Origin of the sequence: Neotabrizicola sp. VNH66 (assembly GCF_049445895.1) — a bacterium.
In the GTDB taxonomy this organism is placed as follows: Bacteria; Pseudomonadota; Alphaproteobacteria; order Rhodobacterales; family Rhodobacteraceae; genus Pseudogemmobacter.
Map to the genome: position 1 here is coordinate 1 of NZ_JBMSDW010000057.1, position 1,041 is coordinate 1,041.

Sequence of the window (1,041 nt, forward strand, 5' to 3'; positions counted from 1 at the left end):
CAGGAGCTTTCTCACCCAGCTCATCAATGGCCCCTCGGTTGATCGTCGCGAGAAGCCGACGACAGCTGTCGCTCCGATGACAAGCAAGGTTCTCAAATATCGGTTTCCGGCTTTCGTGATCCGTCCCAGCCGTTCCTTTCCGCCAGACGAGTTGGATCGCGGCGTCAGGCCGAGCCATGCGGCAAGGTCTCGTCCCGATCTGAAGGCAGCAGGGTCCACGACAGTGGCCGCCATAGCGGATGCGGTGATCACGCCGACGCCAGGGATCGTCGCCAGCCGTTGGCTGGCTTCGCTCGTGCGGTGCCATTCCAGGATTTTCCGCTCGAGCTCCTTTATCTCGGCATTCAAGGAGCCGATCTGCCGGGCAGAGGAAAACACAATGTCACGCACGAGCGGCGGCAAGTCGATCTCGTCTGCGCCGTGTGCAAGCACCCGCTCGACGAGATCGGCATGCCGTCTGATCCCCTTTGGCGCTACGACGCCCATCTCGGTGAGATGGCCGCGCAGGGCGTTCACAAGCATTGTTCTTTGGCGGACCAACAGGGCGCGGGTCTTGTGGACCATGAGAATGGCCTGCTGCGATTCAGATTTGATCGGGACAAACCGCATGGTCGGCCTGGTCACGGCCTCGCAGATGGCTTCGGCGTCGACCATGTCGTTCTTCTGGCGCTTGACATAGGGCTTCACGTAGGACGCGACCATTAACCGGACTTCGTGGCCCAAGGCAGAAAGCTCCCGCGCCCAATGGTGCGCGGAGGGGCACGCCTCCATGCCAACCAGGCACGGTTCCAGCCTCGTAAAGAACTCGAGCATCTGGGAGCGCCGCACCTTTCGGGTGATGACGACTTTTCCTGCCTCGTTGACAGCGTGAACCTGGAAAACGCTCTTCGCGAGATCGAGGCCAATGATCATTCCGGACATATCCAACCACTCCTTCTTCCCGGGGAACCGTTGAAGCCAGACTCGACGGTTGGGGTGGGGGTGTCCACATCATCAAATCAGCCGCCCCCCGTCCTCCTCCACATGCGTTCCGGCCCCGAA

At 61.0% G+C, this 1,041-nt stretch carries 1 protein-coding gene; it reads right to left on the reverse strand.

Annotated features, from left to right (window positions below; translation table 11 throughout):
* On the reverse strand, window positions 1-921 hold a 921-nt coding region (locus ACO2Q5_RS23910; protein WP_423295729.1), incomplete at its 3' end, for an IS110 family transposase.
* Window positions 922-1,041 lie beyond the last annotated feature (120 nt).